The organism is Corynebacterium glyciniphilum AJ 3170, assembly GCF_007673095.1.
Taxonomy (GTDB): domain Bacteria; phylum Actinomycetota; class Actinomycetes; order Mycobacteriales; family Mycobacteriaceae; genus Corynebacterium.
Map to the genome: position 1 here is coordinate 141,089 of NZ_VDYZ01000005.1, position 25,756 is coordinate 166,844.

At 66.1% G+C, this 25,756-nt stretch carries 23 protein-coding genes; 18 read left to right on the forward strand and 5 right to left on the reverse strand.

What is annotated here, in order from left to right:
• Window positions 1-203: 203 nt before the first annotated feature.
• From FS507_RS06475 to FS507_RS06490, 4 genes are read right to left on the reverse strand one after another with little or no spacing between them, the layout of a single operon-like run.
• Window positions 204-2,129 carry an ABC transporter ATP-binding protein gene (locus FS507_RS06475; protein ID WP_260853195.1) on the reverse strand — a complete coding sequence of 642 codons (1,926 nt, stop codon included), beginning with the start codon at window positions 2,127-2,129 and terminating at the stop codon, window positions 204-206.
• Entirely contained in the window at window positions 2,117-3,331 is a 1,215-nt protein-coding gene (locus FS507_RS06480; RefSeq protein ID WP_145941978.1) for a MalY/PatB family protein, read from the reverse strand. Before FS507_RS06480 ends, FS507_RS06475 begins: the two co-directional genes overlap by 13 nt.
• Before the next feature lie 46 nt (window positions 3,332-3,377).
• A complete protein-coding gene (locus FS507_RS06485; protein ID WP_145941979.1) occupies window positions 3,378-4,859 on the reverse strand; it encodes a carboxylesterase family protein in 1,482 nt (493 codons plus the stop codon).
• A gap of 4 nt (window positions 4,860-4,863) precedes the next feature.
• Window positions 4,864-5,568 (reverse strand): TetR/AcrR family transcriptional regulator, encoded by a 705-nt coding sequence (locus FS507_RS06490; protein WP_145941980.1) that lies wholly within the window; start codon window positions 5,566-5,568, stop codon window positions 4,864-4,866.
• Between the two features lie 81 nt (window positions 5,569-5,649).
• On the opposite strand from FS507_RS06490, the gene FS507_RS06495 reads away from it, so the two are divergent.
• From FS507_RS06495 to FS507_RS06570, 16 genes are all read left to right on the forward strand, one after another.
• Window positions 5,650-7,788 carry a M3 family metallopeptidase gene (locus FS507_RS06495; RefSeq protein ID WP_145941981.1) on the forward strand — a complete coding sequence of 713 codons (2,139 nt, stop codon included), beginning with the start codon at window positions 5,650-5,652 and terminating at the stop codon, window positions 7,786-7,788.
• 35 nt (window positions 7,789-7,823) lie between these two features.
• On the forward strand, window positions 7,824-8,030 hold the full coding sequence (locus tag FS507_RS06500; protein WP_145941982.1) for a hypothetical protein: 207 nt from the start codon (window positions 7,824-7,826) through the stop codon (window positions 8,028-8,030).
• Window positions 8,031-8,283: 253 nt separating this feature from the next.
• Window positions 8,284-10,110, forward strand: coding sequence for an AMP-dependent synthetase/ligase (locus tag FS507_RS06505; RefSeq protein ID WP_145941983.1), 1,827 nt, complete (start codon window positions 8,284-8,286; stop codon window positions 10,108-10,110).
• A 155-nt stretch (window positions 10,111-10,265) separates the two neighbouring features.
• Window positions 10,266-10,931: a hypothetical protein gene (locus FS507_RS06510; protein ID WP_145941984.1), complete on the forward strand. Its 666-nt coding sequence runs from the start codon at window positions 10,266-10,268 to the stop codon at window positions 10,929-10,931.
• Window positions 10,932-10,997: 66 nt separating this feature from the next.
• Window positions 10,998-12,218 carry a radical SAM family heme chaperone HemW gene (gene hemW, locus FS507_RS06515; protein WP_440130339.1) on the forward strand — a complete coding sequence of 407 codons (1,221 nt, stop codon included), beginning with the start codon at window positions 10,998-11,000 and terminating at the stop codon, window positions 12,216-12,218.
• 71 nt (window positions 12,219-12,289) lie between these two features.
• On the forward strand, window positions 12,290-13,324 hold the full coding sequence (gene hrcA, locus FS507_RS06520) for a heat-inducible transcriptional repressor HrcA (RefSeq protein WP_440130342.1): 1,035 nt from the start codon (window positions 12,290-12,292) through the stop codon (window positions 13,322-13,324).
• An 87-nt stretch (window positions 13,325-13,411) separates the two neighbouring features.
• Entirely contained in the window at window positions 13,412-14,560 is a 1,149-nt protein-coding gene (dnaJ, locus tag FS507_RS06525) for a molecular chaperone DnaJ (RefSeq protein WP_145941986.1), read from the forward strand.
• A gap of 14 nt (window positions 14,561-14,574) precedes the next feature.
• Window positions 14,575-15,396 carry an RsmE family RNA methyltransferase gene (locus FS507_RS06530; protein WP_145941987.1) on the forward strand — a complete coding sequence of 274 codons (822 nt, stop codon included), beginning with the start codon at window positions 14,575-14,577 and terminating at the stop codon, window positions 15,394-15,396.
• A gap of 61 nt (window positions 15,397-15,457) precedes the next feature.
• Window positions 15,458-16,534, forward strand: coding sequence for a PhoH family protein (locus FS507_RS06535; protein ID WP_145941988.1), 1,077 nt, complete (start codon window positions 15,458-15,460; stop codon window positions 16,532-16,534).
• The gene (gene ybeY, locus FS507_RS06540; protein WP_075815658.1) at window positions 16,531-17,124 is read left to right on the forward strand and encodes an rRNA maturation RNase YbeY; all 594 of its coding nucleotides are present in this window, start codon (window positions 16,531-16,533) and stop codon (window positions 17,122-17,124) included. Before FS507_RS06535 ends, ybeY begins: the two co-directional genes overlap by 4 nt.
• Window positions 17,117-18,535 carry a hemolysin family protein gene (locus tag FS507_RS06545; protein WP_145941989.1) on the forward strand — a complete coding sequence of 473 codons (1,419 nt, stop codon included), beginning with the start codon at window positions 17,117-17,119 and terminating at the stop codon, window positions 18,533-18,535. The genes ybeY and FS507_RS06545 overlap by 8 nt, the downstream gene beginning before the upstream one ends.
• Complete coding sequence (gene era / locus FS507_RS06550) at window positions 18,528-19,514, forward strand: GTPase Era (RefSeq protein ID WP_260853196.1); 987 nt, start codon at window positions 18,528-18,530, stop codon at window positions 19,512-19,514. The genes FS507_RS06545 and era overlap by 8 nt, the downstream gene beginning before the upstream one ends.
• 62 nt (window positions 19,515-19,576) lie before the next feature.
• The gene (locus FS507_RS06555) at window positions 19,577-20,101 is read left to right on the forward strand and encodes a DUF4282 domain-containing protein (protein ID WP_145941990.1); all 525 of its coding nucleotides are present in this window, start codon (window positions 19,577-19,579) and stop codon (window positions 20,099-20,101) included.
• 46 nt (window positions 20,102-20,147) lie between these two features.
• Complete coding sequence (recO, locus tag FS507_RS06560; protein WP_145941991.1) at window positions 20,148-20,960, forward strand: DNA repair protein RecO; 813 nt, start codon at window positions 20,148-20,150, stop codon at window positions 20,958-20,960.
• Window positions 20,961-21,039: 79 nt separating this feature from the next.
• Window positions 21,040-21,711: an isoprenyl transferase gene (locus FS507_RS06565; protein WP_260853203.1), complete on the forward strand. Its 672-nt coding sequence runs from the start codon at window positions 21,040-21,042 to the stop codon at window positions 21,709-21,711.
• Window positions 21,708-22,859 carry a VIT1/CCC1 transporter family protein gene (locus FS507_RS06570; protein WP_145941993.1) on the forward strand — a complete coding sequence of 384 codons (1,152 nt, stop codon included), beginning with the start codon at window positions 21,708-21,710 and terminating at the stop codon, window positions 22,857-22,859. The genes FS507_RS06565 and FS507_RS06570 overlap by 4 nt, the downstream gene beginning before the upstream one ends.
• Window positions 22,860-22,884: 25 nt before the next feature.
• On the opposite strand, the gene FS507_RS06575 is transcribed toward FS507_RS06570, so the two are convergent.
• The gene (locus tag FS507_RS06575) at window positions 22,885-23,301 is read right to left on the reverse strand and encodes a Fur family transcriptional regulator (protein WP_145941994.1); all 417 of its coding nucleotides are present in this window, start codon (window positions 23,299-23,301) and stop codon (window positions 22,885-22,887) included.
• 435 nt (window positions 23,302-23,736) lie between these two features.
• Between FS507_RS06575 and FS507_RS06580 the strand changes: the two genes are divergently transcribed.
• Window positions 23,737-25,119, forward strand: a complete 1,383-nt coding sequence (locus tag FS507_RS06580) for a glycine--tRNA ligase (protein ID WP_145941995.1) — start codon at window positions 23,737-23,739, stop codon at window positions 25,117-25,119.
• An 18-nt stretch (window positions 25,120-25,137) separates the two neighbouring features.
• The gene (locus FS507_RS06585; RefSeq protein ID WP_075815650.1) at window positions 25,138-25,731 is read left to right on the forward strand and encodes a hypothetical protein; all 594 of its coding nucleotides are present in this window, start codon (window positions 25,138-25,140) and stop codon (window positions 25,729-25,731) included.
• Window positions 25,732-25,756: the final 25 nt, after the last annotated feature.

Here is a 25,756-nt window from a genome sequence, read left to right on the forward strand (position 1 = left end):
GTCAGTACGGTCTTCTCGGTCGCCTCGGTGGGGGAGCGAGGCGCACACAGTGACCGGTTGTGTGAGTCAGCTGCCAGTATCGGTCGCTGCAGAGCCTCTGGCTCGACCGATCCTGGCACCTGAGTCACACCGGACACGCCCCCGCAGCGGGGTGAGCGGCACCCGTTGGCACGGTGATACCAACCGGACAGCGAACCCAGGCGCTATGCCTCGGAGCCGGCGTCGATGTCGTCCTCCTCGGTGCCGCCGTCGCCGTGGAAACCGAACCTGCGCAGACGGGCACGGTCCTCCTCGGAGGAACTGGCTGTGAGGCGCAGGAGTTCACCGTAGATGCCGCCACTGGTCGCCAGTTCAGCCGGGGAACCGATCTCGTCGACGCGTCCGGAGTCCAGGGTCACGATGGTGTCCACCGTTGCGATCGTGGAGAGGCGGTGGGCGATCACCAGCGTGGTCCGCCCGACCATGAGTTCCTCCAGACCGGCCTGGACCGCCCGTTCCGCACGGGTGTCCAGTGCGGACGTGGCTTCGTCCAACACCAGGATCGGAGCGTCCTTCAGCATCGCACGTGCCACGGCGATACGCTGCTTCTGTCCACCGGACAGACGCAGGCCACGCTCGCCGATCAGGGTGTCGTAGCCGTCGGTGAAGTTCCGGATGAAGGCGTCGGCGTTGGCACGCTCAGCCACCCGGAGGATCTCCTCGTCGGTGGCGTCGGGGCGTCCGTAGGCGATGTTCTCCCGGATGGTCCCCGAGAACAGGGAGGCGTCCTGGAATACGACGCCCACCATGCCCCGCAACTGCGCTGCGGAGAGTTCACGGATGTCGTGTCCGCAGACCTTCAGTGTGCCTCCGGTGGGGCGGTACAGGCCGAGCAGAAGGTTGACCAGCGTGGATTTACCGCCACCGGACTCGCCGACCAGGGCGACCTTCTCGTTGTTCCCGGCGGCGAAACTGACGTGGTGGATGACGGGATCGCCGGGATCGTAGCCGAAGGTCACGTCGTCGAACTCGAACACCGGGGTCTTCCCGGGGCGGCCGTCCTCCCGGGCGGTGGCCGGCGGCGAGGGCACCGCGTCCCGCACCTCCCGCTCGTCCACCACGGACGGACCGTACTCACGTGATGCTGCGAGCAGCACCGGGGACGTCGTGGGTTCCTCGAGTTCGTCCATGGCCTCGAAGTACTCCCGGGACCCGGCAGCTGCCCGCTGCGCGGAGTCGACCATCCAGCTCATCATCGTCGCGGGCTGCTTGGCCATCGCCACCAGCTGGACCAGGAGGACCAGTTCACCGATGGTGAACGACCCGTTGAGCGTACGGAGGAACAGGACCAGGTAGATCGCGAAGAAGACGAGGTTCATGCCGGCCATCCGGAAGATGTCCATCATGTGCCACCATCGCGACTGCCGTTTCGTCACGTCGACGGTCTCGGCGAAATGCGTCTGGAACAGCCGCAGCTCGCGGAGCTCGGAGACGAAGGACTTCACCACCTTGACCTGACCGACGACCTCGGCGAAACGTCCCTGGGCGGTGTCGATGTGCTCGTTCTTGGTCTTCTCCCAGCGCATCCAACGCCTACTGGTCAGCGCCGTGAGCCACAGGTACATCGGGAAGATGACCACCAGCAGCAGGGCCAGCGGCCAGTAGTACCAGGCGGAGATCCCCAGCACCACGATGACGGTGAGGATCATCGAGAAGAAGTTGTTGGCGAAGGCCTGGAGGAACTGGGTCAGCCCCATGATCGACCGGTCCAGCCGGGAGATGACCGTGCCCGTGATCTGCCGGTCGAAGTAGCTCTGCGGCAGGGACAGCAGTTTCGCGAAGTAGCGGTTGGACAGGATCTGCCGCATCCGCATCCCCATGACATCGCCGAACCAGCCGCCGATGTTGTGGATCACCGTGTGCGCCAGTTCGGCGGCGAGCAGGCCGAGGGCGACCGCGATGACGGTGCGGGTCGCGGTCTCCATCGGGGTCGACCCGTTCACCGACGACACGATGGTGTCGGTGGCATGGCTGATCAGGAACGGCGACGCGAGTGAGAGCAGCACTGTCGCCAGTGCTGCCACGATGACCATCGTGTAGTACGGCCACAGCTCCTTCATGGAGCTGACGATGCGGGTCAGGCTTCGCACGCGTCTCCACTCCGCAGGTCGGCCTCGGCGATACGGTCGAGGGCCTCGTCCAGGATCTCGCGGGACGTGCCGAAGTTCAGTCGAACGTGCCCGGCACCCGTCGGGCCGAAATCCGTTCCTTCATTCAGTCCGACGCGGGCGAGGGTGCGCAACCGCGCGGCAGGGGCGGTGACTGACCCGTCCGGTCCACGAAGACGGTCGACCCCGGACACGTCCAGCCAGGCCAGGAACGTCGCCTCTTCCTTCGGGAGCCTGATCCCGGGGAGAACCCCGGGCAGGCGGTCGGCAAGGTACCTCCAGTTCTCGGCGAGGTAGTCGACCTCCTCGGCCAACCATTCCCGTCCGTCGGTGTAGGCGGCGGTGGCAGCGGCCAGCCCGATAGTGGACGCCTCCCCGGTGACGAGGTTCGACAGCCGGCCGATCTCGCGGGAGTCCTCCTTGTTGGTGCTGATGATCTGGGCACACTTCAGTCCGGCGGTGTTCCACCCCTTCGAGGTGGCGGTCACCGTGACCGAGACCGACGCCGCGGTGTCAGACACCGTGGCCGTCGGGACGTGATTACCCGAGTACACCAGGGGCGCGTGGATCTCGTCGGAGATCACCCGGACATTGTGCTTCGCGGCCAGGTCAGTGACGTCGCGCAACTCGTCGGCGGTGAAGGCACGTCCGAGCGGGTTGAACGGGTTGCACAGGATCATGCTGCCCACCCCGTTCGGGTTGTCCGTCGAGGTGAACGCGCGTTCCAGCGCATCGAGATCGAACACGGCCCCGCCGTCCGTGCCTGAGCCCATAGGCACGTACGTCGCCGGCCGCCGGGTCGCCGCGGGCACCTTCTGGAACGGGGGGTAGGCGGGGAGGGGGATGACGATCGACGACCCGGGAGCGGTGAGGTTGTCGACGGCCACGACGATCCCCTTGACCACGTCGGGTACCACCGTCACGTTCGCCGGGTCGATCGTCCAACCGTGCCGTGCAGCGGAGAACGAGGCCAGTGCCTCGGCAAGATGATGCGAGCCCGCGCCCAGCTCCGGATAGCCGAAGTACTCCCGGTCGACCGCGTCGCGAATGGCGGTCGCTACCGGAGGGCAGGTGTCGAAGTCGGTCTCAGCCACCCACAGAGGAAGGACATCGGACTCATAGGCCGTCCATTTCATCGTGCGGCGGGCACGCAGGGTATCAAGATCGGGAAAGGTGAGAGCCATGACGACAACTCTAACCCCCTGCCACGACCCGGGTGTGCGCAGGCGTCTATGACCGACCGGTGTAGAGCGGGCCGAGCAGAGTCCTGACCGCCCGCCACGGGTCCTCTGACAGACGGGGATGAGTCGGGGGTGCCGGAACACCGGGCATGTCGAATATCCGCGCCCGCCGGGTGGGTCTCCGAAAACGGCCCCAGTCCGGTTGACGTCCGTGGATGAATGCGACGACGGCTGAACGGAACTGTGCACCGACGCCGTCAGGGCCGCCGAGGCGGCGTTCCGCCTCCGGACCGCACGTCTCCTCGACCTCGGCACGTCCGACCGTCAGCGTGTCGAACAGCAGCGGAAGCTCGGCACAGTGCTGGGCGGGATGGACGCCGCCCCGGAACTCATAGGCCCAGACCGGCGCCCCCGCCTCGGCGAGAGCCTCCGCGAACGCTGAGGCCCAGCGTCGAATAGTACGGTCGCCGACTGTACGACCCAACGGCCGGACGGGCCGCGTGGTGGCGACGGAGCGACACCACGCCGGGAGATGACGCAGGGGGACTCCGAGGGCAGCCATCGCCGGAGCGACAAGCCAGGCCTCCAGCACCCGTGGAAGCCCGAGACGTCCCACCGTCCGACGCAGCACGGCGTCAACCTGGCGGACCCCGGGGAAACGCACGAACTCGTCGTGCATCGTCCCGACGATGGCGGGCACCGGCCGCATCTGTGTCAGAGAGAACGGATACACCCCCACCGCACAGTCCGTGGCGTGCAGCCGGGCGAAACGTCGGTACGCGGACGTGAGTTCCCCGGCCGACAGTGCGCCCATCCGTTCAACGGTGGGGCGGTGCCGTGACCGCAGCGCCAGACGTGTGGTGAGACGGCGGCGGGTCCACCCCCTGCGCGGCGCGCCGGGCGACATCATCACGGCCCGGTGGAAGAGCCCCTCCGCCCGGGGATCGGTGAGCAGCCATGCCACAAGTGCCCCGCCCGCGGACTGCCCGGCCAACGTGACCTGGCCCGGGTCCCCACCGACCTCGGCGATGCACTCACGGACCCAGCGCAGACCGAGCAGGAGATCGTCGACGCCACGAAAGTCAGGACGGTCGGGGGGACTGCCGAGCGGGAGGAAGCCCTCGAAACGTCTGCGGTAGTTCAGTGACACCACCACACAGCCCTCCCGTGCGAGCGCCGCGCCGTCGTACCACGGTTCATCGGCGTGACCGGTCTCGAACCGTCCGCCGTGGACCCACACCATGACCGGGTGAGTGCGGTCCGTGACCCCCGCCGGGCACGTCACGGTGACGGTGTGTGTGGCCCGCATACCGCGACGTTCCGCCGTGTCTCCGCACGGCACCGTCCCAGACCAGGCTGGCGCAGGGCGCGGTGGGGCGAAGGCTGCGGGCCCTTCGGCATGAGGTGCCGCGACGGGCACGGCACGGAAGACCGCGACCCTCTCCCCGTCAGGGAGGTTCCGCCATGACCCGGACACGTCGCCGGAGGGCGTCCGGAGCAGAGGAACACCGGTGGCAGGATCGGTTCTCACGGGATCAGGACGGGTGCTGGCTGGCTTCCTGCAGGATGATGGCGATCACGCCCATCGCGTGCAGATCCAGTTGTTCGCGCAGGTCGGAGGACGGGTTCATCTCGTGGTCGACGAAAAGCCCCTCCACACCGGACACCATGTAGGTCACGATGGCGGTACGGCGGGACTCCGGCACATAGCCGAAGTGCGTCCCGCCGATGTCCGAGAGTCGTCGAATCACGTCGGCGCGCATCTCCAGGTACATCCGTCGGGGACCGGGGTCGTCGCTCCGCTTCTGTAGCGCCAGCGGCAGGCACAACCGGATGAACTCCGGATGGTTTTCCAGCGCATCCAGGAGCTGCTCGGCGATCTGCGGCAGGTGCTGGAGGATGTCCTCGTCTTCAGGGATGTTCCAGGCGGCGTTCCAGGCATCGAAGCTCTTGCTGATGACCTGGGACATCAGGTCATCCTTGTCCTCGAAGTGCCAGTAGAGGGAGCTGGCCGGTAACCCGCATTCCCGGCAGATCTCCGCGATGCTGGTCCCGTCGTACCCGCGTTCGGTGGCGATGCTCGTGGCGGCGTCGAGGATGCGTTGGCGGGAACGCTCGCCGTCGGCGCGCCGATTCCGGGCTCGACGCTTCGGGGCGGGTTTGCCCGTCGCCTCGTCCTGGGCGTCCTGGGCGTCGTTGTGCGGAACAGTGGTCGTGCTGAGTTCTACCGGGGCTGACATGGTGAATATCCTACTGAAAATAACTACCTGTGGCGTATCCGCCCCCGGTCCCGCCGACTGCACGGCGTTAAGCTGGCGGGCATGACCGGTTACGACACCCAGCAGAACCCGCTGCTCGCCCCCTCTGAACTCGACCATGAACTTCCGGACTTCGCCGCGATCTCCGTCGGCGATCTCGTCCCGACGTTCAGGACCGGGGTCGTCGACCATGAGGCGGAGATAGCGGCCATCGTCGCCAACCCTGAGGAGCCCACCTGGGAGAACACGATGGAGGCGCTCGAAGCCAGCGGACAGCTGCTCGACCGTGTCCTCGCCATCGTCTTCAACTACTCGGGAACGGACGCCAGTGACGACATTGTCGCCGTCGAAGAGACGGTGGCCCCCGAACTCGCCGAGCACGTCAGCAGTGTCAATCTCGACCCGGGTCTGTTCGCCCGCGTGAACTCGCTTCCGGCACAGCCGGAGGGCAGCGAGAACGAGGCGCTGCTGACCTACTGGCTGCGGCGGTTCCGGCGCGGTGGTGCGGCACTCGATGACGCAGGACGGACCGAACTGGGTTCGATCGACGCGCGGCTCGCGGAACTCTCGACCCGGTTCGGCCGCAACCTTGTCGCCGCGTCCGACGCGGGCGCCGTCCCGTTCACCGACGAGGACGAGCTTGCCGGGCTGAGCGAGACACACAAGTCCCGCCTGGCGGAGGACGCGGCGGCGGCAGGGAAGGACGGCTGGCTCGTGCGGCTGGGGTTGCCGAGCGTGCAACCGGTGCTTGAGGAACTCGATGACCCCGCGGCCCGTGCCCGTGTCCACGACGCGTCCCTGCGTCGTGGGTCCGGGGGTGAGACCGACAACACCGGGGTTCTGCTCGAGATCGTACGGTTACGGGCACGCCGCGCCGAGCTGCTGGGATACGCGAACCATGCGGAGTTCATCGCTGAGGCGGAGACCGCCGGTTCGCTCGCCGTGGTCGACGACCTGCTGGGGAAGCTGACTCCTGCCGCCGTGGCGAACGCTGAGGGGGAATACAAGAAAGCCGTGGACAAGGCAGGTACGGCCGGTGCGGACGGTAAAGTGGGCGGACCGGACTGGCCGTACTGGGCCGCCAGACTCCGGGCCGAGGAACTCGACGTCGACGAAGCGGAACTGAAGAAGTACTTCCCCCTGGAGCGCGTACTGCGCGACGGTGCCTTCTTCGCCGCCCAACGTCTGTACGGCATCACGGTCGAGCGACGTGACGACCTCAAGGCTTATCATCCCGATGTGCAGGTCTGGGAGGTCAGAGAGGCCGAGGACGACCCTGTGCGTCCGGGTGTGCCGGTCGGTCTTCTCCTCACCGACATGTACGCCCGTCCGACCAAGCGCGGCGGGGCGTGGATGAGCAGCTTCGTCGAACAGAACAACCTGCTGGGGCAGACGCCCGTCGTGGTGAACGTCCTCAATATCGCGAAACCCGCCGAGGGTGAACAGGCCCTGCTCACGCCCGATGAGGTCGCCACCGTCTTCCATGAGTTCGGGCATGCGCTCCATGGGCTGCTCTCTGACGTCCGGTACCCGAGCCTGTCCGGCACCAACGTGCCGCGGGACTTCGTCGAGTTCCCCAGCCAGATCAACGAGAACTGGGCCCTGGAACCGGAGATCCTCAGCAACTACGCCCGGCATGTGGACACCGGTGAACAGTTGCCGCAGCAGATGGTGGATGCGGTGCGGGCGCAGGCCGCCTGGGGCCAGGGGTTCGCCACGTCCGAGTACCTGGCGGCCTGCTGGCTGGATCTGGCGTGGCACCGTCTCAGCACACGGGAGGCGGCGGCGGTCACCGATGTCGCAGCCTTCGAGAAAGAGGCCCTGGAGGCCGCAGGATTCGGCGCAGACCTGCTGCAGGCTCTGGCACCGCGGTATTCCTCGGCTTACTTCAACCATATTTTCGCCGGGGGATATTCTGCAGACTACTGGAGTTACCTCTGGGCGGAGGTTCTCGACGCCGACGGTTTCGAGGGATTCGTCGACACCGACGCCGCCCGGGGCGATGGAGCTGCAGACCGTCCCGGCACTGTCGCCGAGATTGACCCGGACGACGTCCGCTTTGCCGGTGACCGGTTCCGGCGGATGATCCTGTCCCGGGGTGCGACCATCGACTACGACGACGCCTTCTGGATGTTCCGGGGGAAACAGCGCAGCGTGGAACCGTTGCTGCGCCGTCGGGGGCTGGCCGGGTCAATGGACTAGGCCTGTAGCTCACACGGAAGGTAAACTTGTCTGTTGTGACTGACGGCATTGAACAATGGGTCCTCGACCTGCCTCTCTGGCTGCAGACCCCGTTGACGCTGGTCGTTCTGGTGCTGCTGGCCTCGCTGGCGGCTGTGGTCATGATCAAGGTGGCGTTCGGCGCGCTACCCGTGACCGAGGACGAGGAACGGGCGTTGGCACCCGTGGGTGATCCGTCCCGTGGAGAAGGAGAGAACAGGTGAAACACCATTCCAGGGTCAGGCAGGCGCTCATTCTGCTGATCGTTCTGCTCGTCGTGGTGTGGTTGATCACCTCCCTCTTCTGAGTGCTTCCTGAACCTTATCTGTACTGCAGCGTGGACTGTTCCCCGTTTTCCCTTGGAATTCCGTTTCTGCTTATGCCGATACAGGAATCGGCTAGGATCATGCACCGGAACACACCGGGTTCCCTGGTGTGAGCCGGGCTACCCCTTGACAAGACTGTGATTGGAGAGACATGCAGGAGTACTCCTCGGAGGCGCTGTACACCATCGGCGAGAACGAGACCTGTCTGACCGTGCTCAGGGAGAACACCCTGAAGCGTCCGCAGACGATCCTGTACAGCCGTCCCCGGAAGTTCGAGTGGGTCGACGTGCGGGCGGACGAGTTTCTCCGGGAGGTCTACGACGTCGCCAAGGGTCTGATCGCCAACGGTGTGGAGCCTGGCGACCGGGTCGCACTGATGTCGGACACGCGCTACGAGTGGTCGTTGCTGGACTTCGCGATCATGGCGGCGGGGGCGGTCTCCGTGCCGATCTACCCCTCATCGTCGACGTCACAGTGTGAATGGATCGTCCAGGACTCCGGTGCGAAGTTGGGGATCGCCGAGAAGTCCGGGCACGCGACCCGCCTCCGGACCTTCGTCAAGGACGGCGAGCCTGTCGAAGGCACCGCCCACCTCAACCGCGTGCTCTCCTTCAACGAGGATGCCGTCGGTACCCTGGTCGCTGAGGGTAAGGACGTTTCAGATGACGCCGTCGAGGAACGCATCGCGAACACGAAGTCCTCTGACCTGGCGTCCCTGGTGTACACCTCGGGGACGACCGGGCGGCCCAAGGGCTGCAGGCTGCTGCACTCGAACTGGCTGGGGGAGGCCCGTGCCATCCTGACCCACCCGATCGGTGGCATCGCCGTGGAAGGTAACCGGACGCTGACATTCCTGCCGTTGGCGCACGTCCTCTCCCGTGCAGTGTCACTGGCGGCGACACTCGGCGGGGCCACCCAGTCCCACTGGGCGGACATGTCCACCCTCGTCCCGGAGTTCCAGCGCTCGCAGCCGCAGCTGATCCTGGGGGTGCCGCGCGTCTTCGAGAAGGTTCACGCCGGTGTCAAGACCAAAGCCACCGAAGGCGGTGGCCTCGGGGCCAAGATCTTCCCTCTGGCTGAGAAGACCGCGGTGGAGTACTCCAAGGCCCTCGACACGGCGTCGGGCCCGACCGTGGGCCAGAAGATCAAGCGCGCGGTCTTCGACAAGCTGGTCTACGGCAAGGTCAAGGCTGCGATGGGCGGGGAACTGCAGTACTGTATCTCGGGCGGTTCCGCGCTGAACCCGGAGCTGATGCACTTCTTCCGGGGCATCGGTGTGCGCATCTACGAGGGCTACGGGATGACCGAGACGACTGCGGCGATCGCGGTGAACTTCGAGCCGGACAACATCATCGGCACCGTGGGAAAGCCGGTCGGCGGCAACACCATCAGGATCGCCGGGGACGGTGAGATCCTCATGAAGGGCACCGTCGTCTTCGACGGGTACTGGAGGAACGAGACGGCGACCAAGGAGTCGTTCACCGAGGACGGCTTCGTGATCTCCGGTGACCTGGGCGAACTCCTGCCCACCGGGCACCTGAAGATCACCGGACGGAAGAAGGAGATCATCGTCACCGCCGGCGGCAAGAATGTGTCTCCCGGCCCGCTGGAGGACATTCTGCGCTCAGCACCCCTGATTTCCCAGGCCATGGTGGTCGGCGACAACGAGAAGTTCATCGGCACGCTGATCACCCTCGACGAGGAGGCCCTCGTCGGCTGGCGTAAACGCAACGGGATCAACGCCGACACCCCGGTCAAGGAGCTGGCCAAGAACCCCGTGCTGCGCACGGAGATCCAGGACGCGATCAACGAGGCCAATGACACCGTCTCGCACTCCGAGGGCATCAAGAAGTTCCGGATCTGTGCCCGGGACTTCACCGAGGATGACGGCGAAGTCACCCCGTCGATGAAGGTGAAGCGGCACGCCGTGTCGAAGAACTTCGCCGACGACATCGCCTGGATCTACACCTCGAAGTAGGCCTCGACCAGGGAGTGCCCGGCACCCTCCCAATTAACCCCGTCACCCCGGCCCAGCCTCCCTGGGCCGGGGTTCTCCATGTCCTACACTGTCCTTCAGTCGCGACCCCCTGACGATCCGCCGACGACTTCTGACCTTGCTGAGAGGAGCCATCCGTGCACGACGCCGCCCGCCTGCGACTGCGCGAGCTCACCCAGGGTGTCTACGACATCGGCGACGAGGTCGCCGAACTCATCGAGAATCTCGCCGAGTCCCTGGCTGACTGGGACCAGGAACTGGTGGACGACTGTCTCCTGGAACTCGCTGAGTCCGTCGCCGAGGGGCGGGCCGAGGTGCGTGCCGCGCTGGCTGAACTCAACGGCCTCCGCCAGGCATTCGTCTCGGGAATCCGGTCCGGGTCACTGTCGGCCACGACCGTCGTCGACAATCACCCGGGCCGCACGCTGTCTTTCCTGCGTGACCATGCAGTCATACCGGTGGAGGACGCGCCGTCACCGATGGTCAGTACCGCGACGCTGCGGGTGAACCTGCGACGGCGTAACGCCGAACTCACGGACATGCTCGAAGACCTGGCCGAGTGGACGGTCGAGCAGACCCGACTGGCGGTGGAGGAGCAGAGCGTCCTGTTGCCGCAGGCCCTGGCGCGTGCGGAGAAACACGCCCGTGAGGTCGTCGCGCGGTGGAAGACGGCGGTCATCGGCGAACACCCCGCACTGGTGGCGGAACTGCGCGGGGAGGCGCCGCCACGCTTCCTCGCGGAACGCGCGAGGGTGGAACAGGTGCTCTCCAAGATCCGGTCACGCCGCGTCGCCGCAGGCTGAGTCCCCGTAGAAGCTCCGCCGCGGACCGGTTCGGTGGTGTGGAACCGGACCGATAGCATGGACCCAATGACCCCTATTCCTGAAGACCGGTACGGCCTGTACATCCATGTGCCGTTCTGCAGCACCAGGTGCGGTTACTGTGACTTCAACACCTATACGCCGGGTGAGTCGGGTTCGTCGTCGATGTCGACCTATCTGAGCTCACTGGAGGCTGAACTGGACCTGGCGGCGGCGGACTGGGACCGGACAGGACCGCCGTCCACCGTCTTTCTCGGGGGAGGGACCCCGTCACTGCTGGGTGCCGACGGACTGGCCAGGGTTCTGGCCGCGGTGAAGCGGAGCCTCGGCCTGGCACCGGGGGCGGAGGTCACCACCGAGTCGAACCCCGAGTCGACCTCACCGGAGTTCTTCGACACCCTTCTCGACGCCGGTTACACGCGGATATCCCTGGGTATGCAGTCGGCTGCCGGCCACGTGCTGAAGGTCCTCGACCGCACGCACACGCCGGGTCGCGCCACCGAGGCAGCCCGGGAGGCGCTGGCGGCAGGATTCAACCATGTGAACCTGGACCTGATCTACGGCACCCCCACCGAGACCGACGATGATCTCCGGCTCACCCTGGACCAGGTGCTGTCCACGGGCGTGGACCACGTTTCCGCCTACTCGTTGATCGTCGAGGACGGGACCGCCATGGCCCGGAAGGTACGGAAGGGGCTGCTGCCCCAGCCGGACGAGGACGTCTACGCCGACCGCTACGAGATGATCGACTCGGCACTCCGGGCAGCGGGGATGCAGTGGTACGAGGTGTCCAACTGGTCTCGGCCCGGGGGAGAGTGCCGTCACAACATGGTCTACTGGCGTTCGGGCCAGTGGTGGGGCGCAGGCCCCGGGGCCCACGGGTGTGTGCGGCTGGTGGACGATCCGGTCAGCGGACGGGGCGTGACCCCGGTCGGCGACACCGGGGTCGGGGCCGGCAGCGGTGTGACACGTCTGGTGAATGCCAAGCTGCCGCGGCGGTACGCGGAAGCGATCGGCGGGGGTGGGAGTCCGGTGACGACCGTCGAACCCCTGGGGACCGGTGACCTGCACACCGAGCGCGTCATGCTGGGACTGCGGCTTCGTGAGGGGCTGCCGGACGAGGTGCTCACCTCAGCGGGAAACGCCGTGGACCATCATGTCGGGCTGGGACTTCTGGAGCGGGTCAACGGGCGGACCCGGTTGACCGACCGGGGACGTCTGCTCGCCGACGGGATCATCACCGACATCCTTCTGGCGGAGGAGGCCTGACGCGAGGCGGCGGACGTGGGACAATCGGGGTCAGGTGGCATACTGAGGTCAGAGGAAAGGGAGTGAACCTGATGGCGGCCAAGGCGATGACGGGTACGGAACAGCGACGTTCCGAGGTACTGCGCGCCATCGTCGCCGATTTCATCTCCACCCATGAGCCGGTCGGTTCGAAGGCTCTGGTGGAGCGCCACAGTCTGGGCGTCTCATCGGCGACGATCCGCAATGACATGGCGGTGCTGGAGTCCGAGGGCTACATCATCCAGCAGCACACCAGTTCAGGACGGATCCCCACGGAGAAGGCCTACCGGACGTTCGTCGACGGGATCGCGCAGATCAAGCCGCTGAGCCGTCCCGAGCGTCGTGCGATCCTCGGTTTCCTCGAGGACGGGGTCGACATGGAGGACGTTCTGCGCCGCAGTGTGCAGCTGCTTGCCCAACTGACCCGCCAGGTCGCCGTGGTGCAGATCCCCGACCTGCGGCGTGGGCGGGTGAAACACTGCGAGATCGTGCAGCTCGCGGAGGCCAGGCTACTGCTCGTGCTGATCACGGACGCCGGCCAGGTGGAGCAGCGCAATGTGGACCTCAGCGAGCCGTTGGCTGCGGAGGATCTTCCGAAGCTGCGTCAGTTGATCAATGAGACGCTGGTCGGGCACACACTCGACGACGCGTCCGCTGCCATCGCGGAGATGGCGGCGGGGGACGACGACAGAGTGTCGCCGCAACTCCGTGGCCCGGCCCTGACCTGTGCGACGGTCCTGGTGGAGACCATGCTGGAGCGTCCGACGGACCGGCTGATTCTGGCAGGCACCCCGAACCTGGTCCGGGCGGGCGAGCTGGAGAGTGTGCTGGAGGCACTGGAGGAGCAGGTCGTGGTTCTCCGGTTGCTCTCCGCAGCCCGGGACCACGGGGTCAGCGTGACGATCGGGGAGGAGAACGGCACCGCTGAGCTGCAGTCCGCCGCCGTGGTCTCGACCGGTTACGGTACCCGCGAGGGCGTGATGGGTGGCATGGGGGTGCTCGGCCCGACGTATCTGGACTACCCGGGGACGATCAGTTCGGTGCAGGCGGTGGGCCACTACGTCTCCCGCATTCTCGCCGGCGAGTAGGACGTACTACACTTGTCGGGGTGATTTTAGGGGGCTCGCCTGAGCCCCAGGACAGACCCCAATTACGGTGAGAAGGAATCAGCCACCTTGGCACGTGACTACTACGGAATTCTCGGCGTCAGCAGTGATGCGTCTGACGCCGAGATCAAGAAGGCCTACCGACGCCTGGCCCGCAAGTACCACCCGGACGTCAATCCGTCCGACGAGGCCGCGGAGAAGTTCCGTGAAGCGTCCCTGGCACAGGAAGTGTTGACCGACCCGCAGAAGCGTCGGATCGTCGACGCCGGCGGGGACCCTGAGGAGCAGGGGCCCGGCGGTGGCGGGGGTCCCGGGGGATTCGGCGGCGGCGGGTTCGGCGACATCTTCGACGCGTTCTTCGGCGGTGGCGCAGGCGGTGCAGGCGGGGGGCCCCGTGTCTCCCGTGTACGCCCGGGCAACGATGCCCTCCTGCGACTTCAGATGACCCTCGACGAGTGCTTCGCCGGTGTCACCAAGGATGTCACCGTGGACACCGCCGTCGTGTGCGAGGTGTGCGACGGGAGTGGCTCCGAGTCCAAGTCGGATCCCGTCACCTGCCCGACGTGCCACGGTCAGGGCCAGGTCATGGAGATCCAGCAGTCGATCCTGGGGCGCGTCCAGGTGGCCCGTGCCTGCCCCCGGTGCCAGGGTGTCGGTGAGATCATCGAGGACCCGTGCCAGGAATGCGCCGGCGACGGACGCGTGCGCGCCCGCCGTGACATCGAGGTGAAGATCCCGGCCGGTATCCGCGACGGCATGCGGATCCGCATGTCCGGTGAGGGTGAGGTCGGCCCCGGTGGCGGCCCCGCCGGTGACCTTTATGTGGAGGTGCAGGTCAAGGAGCACCCCTACTTCCTCCGTGATGCTGACGACCTGCACGTCACCGTGAACGTGCCGATGGTTGACGCCGCCCTGGGAACCTCCGTGGAGGTCCCGTTGCTCGATGATTCGGTGGCCACCGTCGCCGTCGAGCCGGGCACCCAGCCGGAAGCGATTGTGCGGGTGAAGGGCAAGGGGATGCCGCATCTGCGCCGCGAGGGGTACGGCAGCCTCATCGCCCATGTCGACGTCACCGTCCCGTCCGACCTCGACAAGAAACAGCGGGATCTGCTCGAGCAGTTCCGTGGTACCTCCAAGCACGTCGCAGGGGTGCAGTCCAGTGAGGACGAGCACTCCGGTGGGCTGTTCTCCCGACTGCGCCAGAAGTTCGGCCGGTAAGCGGTGGCGGCGCAGTGAGCGATCCTGTCTTCGTCGTCCCCGACCTTGCGGGTCAGCTGGTGCGTGTGGGGGAGACCGGCGTGTTCACCCTCCCCGACGCCGAGGCCCGGCATGCCTCGGTGAAACGGATGCGCCAGGACGAATCCGTGGTGCTGACCGACGGTTCGGGTCTCGGGGTGGCAGGATACTGGGCCGGCGACGGCACCGTCGTCGGTGGACACCGGATCGGCGGGCACGAGCCCCGCCCGCGTGTCACCGTCGTGCAGGCGATACCGAAGTCCGACCGGGCGGAACTCGCCGTCGACCTCGCGGTGCAGGCCGGGGCGGACAGGATCATCCCGTGGCAGGCTGACAGGTGCGTGTCCCGCTGGACCGGGGGCAGGGGCGGGAAGTCAGACAAGTCAGCCAAGGCCCACGCACGGTGGGCCTCGACGGCGGTCGCAGCCATGAAGCAGTCACGGCGGCTGTCCGGTGCCCATGTCGGAGAGCTGCTTACCGACATCGACGATCTCCGGGAGCGTCTCGCCTCACGGCCGTGGGCGGCACCGGAGGACGACCGCACTCCGACGGTCCGGGTCCTGGTCCTCCATGAGGACGCGACCACGCCGCTGGCGGGGGTCGATCTCGACGTTGACGAGGTCGTCCTCGTCATCGGCCCGGAAGGTGGTGTCAGCGACCGTGAGATCGCCGCTGTCACGTCAGCCCCTGAGTCAGCCTCCGACGGACGGGAAGCCGGCCAGTCGGTCGTGCTCGGCCCGGAGGTGTTGCGTACCGCGACGGCCGCCGCTGTCGCACTGGGTGCCATTGGGGTGCTCACCACACGGTGGTCACGCTAAGCTTCATGTATCAGCACGTGGCCACGTGTTCCACATATTCACAGGAGAACCCGGAAGCATTTTGAAGCAACCACCAAGGCGTATCGCCTCCACCTCTGTCGAACTTGATCCGGAGACCGCACAGACGGTCTCGGGTCTCGCCGACGAGAACTTCCGCATCATCGAGGACCATATCGACGCTGACCTGCTCAGCAGGGGGAACCATGTCACCCTGCGTGGCGAGGCGTCCCAGGTTGCCCGCGCCCGTCGAGTGCTGCGTGAACTCGAGGCCATGGCGGTCCGTGGTTCCGAGGTGACCCCGGACCTCACCCGCCGCACCATCGACCTCGTCGACGAGACGGACCGTCGTGCCGATGCAGAGGCGCGGGAATCGCTGCCGGCGGACGGGGCCACGGGTTCTGCCGGCATGGCGTCGGTGACCGGCGAGGTCATCGTCGAGCACCGGGGCAAGACCATCCGACCCAAGACGGTCGGGCAACGCAGCTACGTCGACGCCATCGACGCCTCGACCGTGGTGGTGGGCACCGGGCCGGCCGGCACCGGCAAGACCTACCTCGCCGTCGCCAAGGCGGTGCAGGCGCTGCAGAAGCGTGAGGTCAACAGGATCATCCTGACACGTCCCGCCGTGGAGGCGGGGGAGAAGCTCGGTTTCCTCCCCGGAACACTCGGCGAGAAGATCGACCCCTATCTGCGTCCCCTCTACGACGCACTCCGGGACATGCTGGAGCCTGAGACCATCCCGCGGCTCATCGAGTCCGGCGTCATCGAGGTCGCCCCGCTGGCCTACATGCGCGGCCGTACTCTCAACGGGGCTTTCGTGATCCTCGACGAGGCACAGAACACCACCCCCGCCCAGATGAAGATGTTCCTGACCCGACTGGGGTTCGGGACGAAGATCGTGGTGACCGGCGACCTCACCCAGGTCGACCTGCCGAACCACCAGGCCAGCGGTCTCAGCGTGGCGCACCGGATCCTCTCCGGTGTGGACGGGGTGACGGTGACCGAATTCGACACCACCGACGTGGTCCGCCACCACCTTGTCGGACGGATCATCCAGGCCTACGAACGTTACGAGTCCGAGCAGGCCGCGGAAGCGGAGCTGGCGCGCCAGGACCGCAAGGAGAGGAGGAGTCGGTGAGTATCGAGGTATTCAACGAGTCGGGTTTCGGAGAGGTCAACGAGGAGGAGCTGATCGACGTCGCGCGCTTCGCCCTGTGGAGCCTGGACGTGCACTCCTCGGCCGAGTTGTCCATCCATATCGTGGACCTGGAGACCATCGCCGACCTGCACGTGCGGTGGCTGGACCTGCCCGGCCCCACGGACGTGATGAGCTTCCCGATGGACGAGCTGACACCGGGTTGGGGTCGTAAGGACGGTCCTCCGCCGGGGCCGGGCGTCCTCGGCGACATCATGCTGTGCCCGGAGTTCGCGCGGGGACAGGCAGAACGCGCCGGTCACGGGCTGGCCCACGAGCTTGACCTGCTCACCGTCCACGGCGTGCTCCACCTGCTCGGGTTCGACCACGTCGTGCCGGAGGAGGAGCAGCGTATGTTCGCGTTGCAGAATGAGATCCTGGTCAACTGGTACGACTCCCAGGCGGAGCGGGGTATCTCGTACGGGCCGAAGCCCAGCGGTGCGGCGGCTTTCCCCAGTGCCTCGGACGCGGGCACCGACCGCTGGGTGAATCCGGTGCCTCCGCCGTTCAGTGAGCCCCCCACCGATGCCTGATCTCTCCGTCATTCTCTCCGCGGTCGTGGCGTTGCTGGTCATCCTGCCGCTGGCGGGGGTGCTGTCCTCGACGGAGACGGCGTTGAGTTCGCTGTCGCTGGCACGGGTGGAATCCCTGGTCAAGGATGACAAGGCCGGGGCATCCCGGTTGCTGCAGGTGGTGCGTGACAGGCCGGACTACATCAACCTCCTGGTCCTGCTCCGGACTGTCTGTGAAGCCTCTGCGGCTGTGCTGGTCACGGTGGTCGCACTGGACATGGTGGGGGAGCGCAGCTGGTCGATCGCCGTGTCGATCATCGTGGTCACCCTGCTGATCTACGTCATCGTCGGCGTGGTCTCCCGGACCATGGGACGCCGCAACCCGTACAGTGTCTCGTTGCGCTCGGCGACGCTGCTCGTGGTGGTGCGTAAGATCCTCGGACCGTTGTCCAGGGTCCTTGTCTGGCTCGGTGGCGTGGTCACCCCCGGACGTGGGCTGCGGGCAGGTCCGTTCGCCACGGAGATCGAGCTACGGGAGATGGTCGACATCGCCCAGGAGCGGGGCGTGGTCGAGATCGATGAGCGTCGGATGATCCAGTCGGTCTTCGACCTGGCGGACACCACCGCCCGGGAGATCATGGTGCCGCGACCGGAGATCCTGTGGATCGAGGACGACAAGACCGCCGCACAGGCGGTGCGGTTGTGCGTCCGGTCCGGGTTGTCCCGCGTACCGGTGGTCGGCGAAAGTGTCGACGACATCGTCGGGGTGGTCTACCTCAAGGACCTCGTCTCCGCCACCTACGACGCCTCCACCGCCGACCGGGCGGTGCCCGTCCGCGACATGATGCGGGAACCCGTCTTCGTCCCGGACTCCCGCAACCTTGATGACCTCCTCGAAGACATGCAACGCGACCAGGTGCACATCGCCGTGCTGGTCGACGAGTACGGAGGAACAGCAGGGCTCGTGAGTATCGAGGACATCCTGGAGGAGATCGTCGGTGAGATCAGCGACGAGTACGACGACGGCGACGACGTAGCGGTGGAGAAGATCACCGACGGGGTCTACCGCGTGGAGGCGTGGATGAGCCTCAACGACCTCGCCGAACTCTACGAGGACGTCGACCTGGAGTTTTCTGATGAGATCCAGGACGAGGTCGACACCGTCGCCGGACTGGCTGCATTCGAACTCGGTAAGGTCCCGTTGCCGGGCGCCGAACTCGATGTCGCGGGCCTGCACCTGACCTGCGAAGGCGGTCGCGACAGACGCGGTCGGATCAAGGTGCGCACCGTGGTGGTCTCCGGACCGACGCGGCCTACCCGCAGACATGACGACCTGCACGATGAACTGCACGACGATCCCGACACAGGATCGGAACCCACCCCGGACACCGATGTGCCGGACAACACCAGAGACAGGACCGACCATGAGTGACACCCCGGACTTCCCCGACTTCCCCGACGAGACGGATCTGCCGTCCGACGCTGTCGCCGCACCCGCGGTCGACTTCAGCGCGCCCGAGGGTTTCCGCAGCGGGTTCATCAGCTTCGTCGGTCGACCGAACACCGGTAAGTCGACGTTGACCAACGCCCTGGTCGGCGAGAAGATCGCGATCACCGCCGACCAGCCGGAGACCACGAGACATCCGATCCGCGGGATCGTGCACCGTCCCGACTCCCAGATCATCGTCGTCGACACCCCCGGACTGCACCGGCCGCGCACCCTGCTGGGGGAGCGCCTCAACGAGGTCGTGAAAGAGACCTATGCGGATGTGGACGTCATCGGTTTGTGCATCCCGGCGGACGAGAAGATCGGCCCCGGTGACCGGTGGATTCTGGAGGCGGTCCGTAAGGCAGCGCCGAAGACCCCGGTGGTCGGCATCGTCACCAAGCTCGACAAGGCGTCCAAGGACCAGGTCGGTGCACAGCTCATGGCCCTGCACGACCTGCTGGACGGAGGAGAGGTCGTCCCGGTCTCCGCGACCGGCGAGGTGCAGCTGGACGTCCTGCTCGACATCGTCACCGGTCTGCTGCCGGAGGGGCCGAAGTTCTACCCGGACGACCACGTCACCGATGACGACCGGGACACCCGGATGTCGGAGCTGATCAGGGAAGCGGCCCTGTCCGGTCTGCACGACGAGCTTCCGCACTCGGTCGCCGTGCAGATCGACGAGGTGCTGCCCTCAGAGGATCGGGAGGGGGTCCTGGAGGTCCATGCGGTGATCTTCCTGGAACGTGAAGGCCAGAAGCGTATCCTGCGGGGCAAGGACAACCGCCGCTGGGGCCGGATCATCCACAATTCCAGGCAGAGCCTCATGGACCTGCTGGGACAGAACGTGTACGTGGATCTGCGGATGAAGGTCGCGAAGAACTGGCAGTCCGACCCCAAGCAGTTGGGGCGCCTGGGGTTCTGAGTCCACGGTGATCACGGTGATAACGTCGGTGTGACCTAACCAGACGCTCCCAGGAGGCTTTCATGACCACCCCCGGCGACAACAGCGACAACAGCGGCAACGGAGACAACGGCGAGTACCGCGCCAACCGGTGGAGTAACGCCTCCGGTGGCGCTCCGAACCCGGGGTCGGGCTACCCGTCCTTCAGTGCCCAACCGCAGCCCGGGCCCGGCGCCTACACCGGCGCGCCCGGTGGAGGAACGAACCAGGACTCGTTCTTCTCCGCACTGTTCGACTTCAGCTTCACCCGCTACGCGACCCCGTCGATCATCAAGTTCGCCTACGCGCTGGGCTTCGCCTTCATCGCTCTGCTGTGGGTCGGCTACGTCCTCTTCGCCCTCATCGCGCCGACCAGTGAATTCGGCGTCGGTGGTTTCGTCCTCGGGCTGTTCGGCGTCATCATTCTCACCGTCGGCATGCTCTTCATGCTGATGTCCCTGCGGATGATGCTGGAGTTCTACCTCTCCAACATCCGTATCGCACAGTCCGCACAGTCGATTGACCAGCGGCTGCTTGAGCGCCAGGGTGGCCAGCCCGGACGGTACTGACACCTTGTCCGACCAGTGCGCGGCCTCCGGTCGTACACTGGTCACCATGTCCAGAAGCCCTCGTCCCCAGTACCGGGACGAGGCTTTTGTCGTCCGTACCCACAAACTCGGCGAGGCCGACCTCATTGTCGTACTGCTCACCCGGGAACACGGACTGGTCCGCGCCGTCGCGAAGGGGATCCGCCGGTCCAAGTCACGCTTCGGTGCCCGTCTCGACCGGTTCTGCCGCGTGAACGTCCAGATCTACCCGGGACGGAACCGCTCGAAGCCGGATGGTGGTCTGGCCAATGTCACCGACGCTGTCACCGTTCACACATTCGCACCCCAGATCAGCACCGACGTCGACCGGTACTACGCCGGCGTGGCGATGCTGGAGATCGCCGAACTCACCGTCCAAGGAACCGGAGAAGAGGCCGCCCACGTTTTTGACGGGCTCGACCGTGCTCTCGCGGTACTGGCCTCGCCAGCGACAACGGGAACCGGACTACCCGGGTCCGGGCTTCCCCCCCGCACCCAGGCGGACCGGTTCGTCCTGCAGTTCCTGGGGATGGCGGGCTGGGCGCCGAGCCTGGTGGACTGTGCCCAGTGCGGACGGGCGGGCCCACACTCCGCCTTCCACCCGTTGGCCGGCGGCGCGGTGTGTACGTCCTGCCGCCCGCCGGGGGCGTTCACTCCGCCGGCGCAGTCCGTCCGGGTCCTCTGGCTGCTGTCCCGGGGCCGACCGGGCGACCTTGCCGCGGTGGACGTTGTCGCCGACGGGGCTGACGGCGCCCGCGTGCTGAGTATCGCCCATGAGCTTCTTCTCGCCCATGTGAAGAACCAGACGGAATCCCCGTGTCGGGCATTCTCTTCTCTGTGACCCGCCGTCTGGCACAATATTGGGCGTGAGTAGACCCGAGATCCCCGCTGAGTTCATTCCCCGTCACGTCGCGATCGTGATGGACGGCAACGGCCGTTGGGCACAGGACCGGGGGCTCCCCCGCACGGAAGGGCACAAACGCGGCGAAGGCGTCCTCATGGACATCATCGACGAATGTCTGGAACTCGGGGTCGACTATCTCTCCGCGTACGCTTTCTCCACTGAGAACTGGCGCAGGAGCGCCGAGGAGGTGCGCTTCCTCATGGGGTTCAACCGGGACGTGCTGCGTCGGCGCCGCGACGAACTCGATGCGAAAGGGGTCCGGGTCATCTGGGCGGGACGACGCCCGCGGCTGTGGCGGTCGGTGATCTCGGAACTGAAGAAGGCCGAGGACCAGACCCGCGACAACACCAGGATGACCCTGGTCATGTGTGTGAACTACGGCGGGCGGGCGGAGATTACCGACGCCACGCGTGCGATCGCCGCCGAGGTCGCTGCAGGGAGGTTGAAGCCCCGCGAAATCACCGAGAAGACGGTCTCAGCCTTCATGAACGATCCCGGCATGCCCGACGTGGACCTGTTCCTGCGCCCGTCCGGCGAACAGCGGACGTCGAACTTCCTGCCGTGGCAGTCGGTGTACGCCGAGATGGTGTACCAGGACGTCCTGTTCCCTGAATTCACCCCGGAGCATCTGCGGGAAGCGGTGTTGGAGTACGCGAAACGGGACCGGCGGTTCGGCGGTGTGAAATGAACGACGAACCGACCCGCCGACAACTCAACCGGTGGCGACGCTACCTGGCCGACGAACGGGCGGAGGGGACAGTCTACCGGGAGCTCGCACGGAAACGCACCGGTGAGGAACGCGAGATCCTGCTGGGGATCGCCGAGGCAGAGTCCCGCCACGAGGAGTACTGGCGGGCCCGTCTGGGAGATGACGTCGGACTGCCTCGGAAGGCAGGACTGAACACCAGGTTGATGGCCTGGATGGCACGTAGGTTCGGGTCGGTGTTCGTCCTGGCACTGCTCCAGTCCGCGGAGTCGCGCAACCACTACCTGTCAGACAAGGACGCCACCGAACAGATGGCGGCGGATGAGGCGATCCACGCTGAGGTCGTCCGTGGGCTGGCTGCCCGGGGTAGAGCGAAGATGTCGGGGGATTTCCGTGCCGCGATCTTCGGCGCCAACGACGGACTGGTGTCGAATCTGGCCCTCCTGTTGGGGATGTACGGTGCCGGCGCCGGGCAGGCGACGATGCTGACGGCGGGGATCGCCGGCCTGCTGTCGGGCGCCCTGTCCATGGCTGCCGGCGAATATGTGTCGGTGACGAGCCAGAAGGAACTGCTGGAAGCGTCGACCCCGGACCCGAATACCAGCACGGCGGTACCCAAGCTGGACGTGGACCGGAACGAACTCGAGCTGGTCTACCGGGCGAGGGGAATGGACCCGGAGGCTGCCGGACGGAAGGCGCGGCGCGTGTTCGCCGAGTTGTCCAGGCTCAAGGAGATCAAGGACGCCACGGACGCCACGGACGCTGATCCGGAGTTCGCCGGTGGGTTGGACTCCGGCGCAGAGGATGAGATCGCTGAGCTTGGTGAGGAGGGCACCGAGGCCACCGAGAACGGCGGGTCCGGCATGTCCGCGGCCGTCTCGAGCTTCCTGTGCTTCGGTGTTGGCGCGCTTGTTCCGGTGATCCCGTTGATCCTCGGGCTGGTGGGCCTGCCGGCGATCGTCCTGTCCTGTGTGCTCGTGGGAGTGGCTCTCCTTGTCACCGGTGCCATGGTGGGACTGTTGTCGGGGATGTCCCCCTGGAAGCGGGCGTTGCGACAGTTGGCCATCGGATTCGGCGCGGCAGCCGTGACATTCACCCTGGGAAGCCTGTTCGATGTCGCCGCGACGTAGGCGCTAAAGGAGCAGCAGGCGCTGCTCAGCTGTGGCGTTGCGTGCGGGCACAGTCGGCGCAGAGCCCGAAGACGTCGGCGGTGTGGCCGGTCATCACGAAGCCGTGCTGCCGGGCGACATCCGTGGCCCACCGTTCGACCGGACCGCCGTCGATCTCCACCGCTTTTCTGCATGACGTGCACACCAGGTGATGGTGGTGGTGCACGGAGCTGCAGCTCCTGTAGAGCATCTCGCCGCTGTCGTCCTGCAGAGTGTCGATCATGCCCTGGGTGTTCAGCTGTTGGAGGGTGCGGTACACCGTCGTCAGACCGACCTTGTGGCCGCGCTCGCTGAGGGTGGCGTGGATGTCCTGCGCACTGGCGAAGGTGGTCATCCCTTCGAGTGTGTCGACCACCGCCGCGCGTTGGCGGGTGTTTCGTTGACCGATCCGGGGAGTGTTCATCGTGCCCTCCACCCTAACCGTTCATGTGAAAGGAGGGAACGGAACAGCATTCTGGGGTCCGCAGGGGAGGTGTTTTCCGGGGCCCGCCCCAGGTCTCGGAATGCGCAGGTGAGAGTGGCTTATTCGAGGTAGGATCGGCGGACTTGACAGGGGTGGCGGAGCCGCCGTAAATTAGTGCCAGTTCCCCAGGGATGGCTTGTCCCCCCCTAAGTCCATCCCATCAAACGGGGAACAAGGCCCCATCCTCTTCGGAGGACAGCGTGGCCGGGACCCGCGATAACCCCCCCCCCTTTCGCGGGTCCTTTTTTATGCTCTCAGGGGAGCCGGGTCGGAGTGCGTGACCCGGGGGTGCCTGGCTCTGGTCGTCCCGGTATCATGGGCGTGATTGTCTGAACGACCGTCAACCCCACCGTCAACGAGGAGTGCCCCGAGCCCATGGCCGCAAGTAACATCGAGACCGTCGTCAACCTCTGCAAGCGCAGGGGACTGGTGTTCCCTGCAGGTGAGATTTACGGCGGCACGCGCTCCGCCTGGGACTACGGTCCGTTGGGCGTCGAGCTCAAGGAGAACATCAAACGCCAGTGGTGGCGTCACATGGTGACCTCCCGCAAGGACGTCGTGGGCGTGGACACCTCGATCATCCAGCCGACGCAGGTCTGGGAGGCGTCGGGTCACGTCGAGGTGTTCACGGACCCGCTGGTGGAGTCGCTGTACACCCACAAGCGGTACCGTGCCGACCACCTTCTGGAGGCTTACGAGGAGAAGCACGGTCACGAGGCGCCGAACGGTCTCGCCGACATCAATGACCCGGTCACCGGCCAGCCCGGAAAGTGGACCGAGCCGCGTGAGTTCTCCGGTCTCCTGAAGACCTACCTCGGCCCTGTCGACGACAAGGAGGGCCTGCACTACCTGCGTCCGGAGACTGCCCAGGGCATCTTCATCAACTTCAAGAACGTGATGGGCTCTGCCCGTCAGAAGCCGCCCTTCGGCATCGCCAACACGGGAAAGTCCTTCCGCAACGAGATCACCCCGGGTAACTTCATCTTCCGCACCCGGGAGTTCGAGCAGATGGAGATGGAGTTCTTCGTCAAGCCGGGCGAGGACGAGGAATGGCACCAGAGGTGGATCGACGACCGGTTCAACTGGTACGTCAACCTCGGGATCGACCCGGAGAACCTGCGGCTGTACGAGCACCCCCAGGAGAAGCTCTCCCACTACTCCAAGCGCACCGTGGACGTGGAGTACGCCTTCAACTTCGCCGGTTCGAAGTGGGGTGAGCTTGAGGGCGTCGCCAACCGTACGGACTACGACCTGAAGACCCACGCCGAGCACTCCGGTGAAGATCTCAGCTTCTTCGACCAGGAGACCGGCGAGCGGTGGATCCCGTACTGCATCGAGCCGGCCGCCGGTCTCGGCCGCGCGATGATGGCCTTCCTGGTTGACGCGTACTTCGAAGACGAGGCACCCAACACCAAGGGCGGGGTCGACAAGCGCACCGTCCTGCGCCTGGACCGCCGTCTCGCGCCGGTGAAGGTCGCCGTCCTGCCGCTGTCGAAGAAGGAGACTCTCACGCCCACGGCGGAGAAGGTGGCAGAGGAGCTCCGCGGTCTCTGGAACGTCGACTACGACGTGTCCGGTGCCATCGGCCGCCGGTACCGCCGTCAGGATGAGATCGGTACGCCGTTCTGCGTCACCGTCGACTTCGACACCCTCGAGGACAATGCGGTGACCGTGCGCGAGCGCGACACCATGTCCCAGGAGCGGGTCAGCCTGGATAAGCTGCAGGGCTACCTGGCCGAGCGGCTCGCAGGCTGCTAGCCGGAACGGAACTGAGACATGCCGAACCCTGACATCCGGTGGACCGTCCCCTCCGACGGGCACACCTTCCCGATCTATGCAGGCCTTCCCAGCGACATGGACAGGGTGGGGGAGTACTCCGTGGAACGGGACGTCGCCACGATCCGTTTCGGCGGAGACACCTGGAAGCTCGACGCGGACAAAGGTCCGGCCATGACGGCGACCACCGGTGAAGCCACCGGGTCACAGGTGTTCACCGCCGTCGGAGATGCGAAGACTTTCGGCGCCTCCAAGAACGTCAGCTGCACCGCCGACCGGCACCGTGTCCTGATACACGCGGAGAGCAAGAAGGACTTTGTCCTCTTCAAGGCCCCTTCCGAGCAGGATGAGCCGTTGGATCTCAGGAAAGCGGAGAAGATCGGTCAGTTCAGTTCAGAGAACGGCGGTCTCAAGAACGTCCACGTCTCCTTTGAAGGCGCTGGCGAGAAGCTGCCGTTGGATGTCCAGGTGTTCCTGTCATGGGTGGCCCGTCATGCCATGGAGACACGGGTACTGTCCGCCACCTGGCGCCTGTCGATCTTCCTGATCATCCTCGTGCCGTTCCTGGTGCTGTACTTCCTCGGTTTCCTCTGAGAGGAAGTTACCCCGCCGGGGGAGT